This window comes from Alcanivorax sp. HI0083, from assembly GCF_001635175.1.
In genome coordinates, this window is sequence record NZ_LWFX01001314.1 from 1 (window position 1) to 2,334 (window position 2,334).

2 protein-coding genes and 1 pseudogene are annotated in these 2,334 nt (G+C 57.9%); 1 reads left to right on the plus strand and 2 read right to left on the minus strand.

Annotated elements, in window-relative coordinates:
* Positions 1-583, minus strand: a pseudogene (locus A3754_RS19610) (23S rRNA (guanine(2445)-N(2))/(guanine(2069)-N(7))-methyltransferase); the annotation flags it as partial.
* 255 nt (positions 584-838) lie between these two features.
* On the opposite strand from A3754_RS19610, the gene rmf reads away from it, so the two are divergent.
* Positions 839-1,045, plus strand: a complete 207-nt coding sequence (gene rmf / locus A3754_RS19615; protein WP_007149522.1) for a ribosome modulation factor — start codon at positions 839-841, stop codon at positions 1,043-1,045.
* A 230-nt stretch (positions 1,046-1,275) separates the two neighbouring features.
* Here the strand turns inward: rmf and A3754_RS19620 are convergent, their stop codons facing one another.
* On the minus strand, positions 1,276-2,286 hold the full coding sequence (locus A3754_RS19620) for a quinone-dependent dihydroorotate dehydrogenase (protein WP_063521044.1): 1,011 nt from the start codon (positions 2,284-2,286) through the stop codon (positions 1,276-1,278).
* Between the last annotated feature and the right edge of the window lie 48 nt (positions 2,287-2,334).

Sequence of the window (2,334 nt, forward strand, 5' to 3'; positions counted from 1 at the left end):
TGCCGCAGAACGGGTCCAACAAGGCAGGATGTCGATCTGCCTTGCCCCAGCCGATGGCCCACAGCATCGCCGCCGCCAGGGTTTCACGCAACGGCGCCCGGCCGCCCGCAAGGCGGTAACCGCGACGATGCAGGGGCTCACCGGCCAGATCCAGCCACAGGTGCGCTTCGTTCAAGTCCAGACGGGCACGGATACAGCAACTGCCCTTCGGTTCCCGCGAAATCGCAAACTGCTCTGGTAGAGCCTGGATAAAACGTTTGGCGCTGATCCGGTTATCACCCCGTACCTCTGCGCCGTGCTCAATGTGCACGTGTACCGGCGCATTGTTGCCCACCAAAGACAGCCAATCCTGGCTGGCAGCCAGCTTTTCCGGGGCAATATCAGGGGTGACCCCCAACGTGGCCAGATGCAACAGAACCCGCTCGGACAGGCGCGACCACAGGCACACCTTAAGGGCATCCGCAGAGCCCCCAGTGAAGCTCACGTGGGCGCGCCCGGTTTCTGTTACGGATATGCCCAATGAAGACAATTCATCACTGAGCAAATCTGCCAGGCCTGGCATGCAGGTGGCCACAAATTCCATTACCAAATCCTCTTAAGTGACTGATTCATGCCCCACCCGAAAAACTAACTGCTTGTTTTTCATGGCATTACACAAACGGTCATCAACCTGTCCTTTATACGTCATATGCTTAACCAGCACTGACCATATTGCTACATGGTATTCGACACCACCTTACCGCTTTCACATACTGAATGTGTCGGCCCCGCTACTTGGCTACATATTCAGCCGAGGGGCCATTTTTCGGTACCGCTATCTGTGAAAGGGAAAGCGTTTATGAAGCGACAAAAACGTAGTAAAGACGACCGCGCTTACAACCGGGGATACAACGCCGGCCTGGATGGAAAATCCCGCGAAGACTGCCCGTTTGGCACGCTCCAGGCACGCACCAACTGGATGGGGGGATGGCGCGAAGGTCGCACTGACTTTGCTCACGGAATGCTCGGCGTCGCCAGCATCCAGAATCTGAAAAATATCGGTTAATATCTTCCAGTTTCACAACGCCGACGCGTTCACGCGCCGACCCACAGGGCCCCACCCGGGCCCTTTTTAATATCCGTCTTTAATGTCCATCTCAATACGCAACCAGGATGAAAACCTTTTGACCACTGAGAACGCCCTCGCTGCACGAGGTTCGTCCCCTGGAAGGGAACGCCTACAGCGGCTTCGTATAAAGCGCTAGCAGGCGGCTGAAAACCCGTTGCGCCTTTAGCTCAAATGCCTTTCGGCCAGGCACGGGCAATATCACCGATCAGACCCGGCCCCTGGTAGATCAAGCCACTGTAAATCTGTACCAGGTCCGCACCCTGGCGCTGTTTTTCCAGCGCATCATCAGCACTATTGATGCCCCCCACGCCGATAATCGGGATACGACCATTAAGCGCATGGCGCATGGCAGCCAGCGCCCGGTTGGCAATGGGGGTTAACGGCGCACCACTGAGCCCACCCTGCTCCTCTCCATGCTTCAGGCCCTGCACGCCCTCGCGGGACAAGGTGGTATTGCCCACGCACACACCGTCGATTCCGTGCTGCACAAAGGCTTCTGCCATCCCCTGCAGCTCTTCTTCGCTGTTATCCGGGGCAATCTTGATCACCAGCGGCACCCGGCGACGGTGCTCCTGGTCCAGGCGCGTCTGGGCTTCGCGCAACGTACCCAGCAGCTCATCCAGAGCCGCACCGTGCTGCAGGGTGCGCAAACCCGGCGTATTGGGCGAGGACACATTGACCACCAGGTAGCTGGCATAGGCATGCACTTTCTGCTGGCAAATCAGGTAGTCCTGAACCGCATCTTCCACCGGGGTATCCTTGTTCTTGCCAATGTTGATCCCCAGCACTCCTTTATAGCGGCTACGTTTCACCGCCCCTACCAGGTATTCCACGCCAAGATTATTGAACCCCATCCGGTTGATCAGCGCCTGGGCCTGGGGAAGGCGGAACAGGCGCGGCTGAGGATTACCCAGTTGCGGACGTGGCGTGACAGTCCCCACTTCAATAAAGCCAAAACCCAGATCAGCCAGACCATCGATACAGTCACCGTTCTTGTCCAGCCCGGCAGCCAGCCCCACCGGGTTGGCAAACTCGATGCCCATGACTTCTTTCGGTGCCGCCGGCACCGCACCCGGCCACAGCTTGCCTGCTCGCTTGCGCAGCAATGCCAGCGTCAGCTCGTGAGAATGCTCTTCAGAGAGAGAGAACAGTAAAGGTCGTGCCAGGGAGTACAGCATGAAAGAGCCCGATCGGTGGTAATCGGCGGCATTATAGCCAACGGCTCC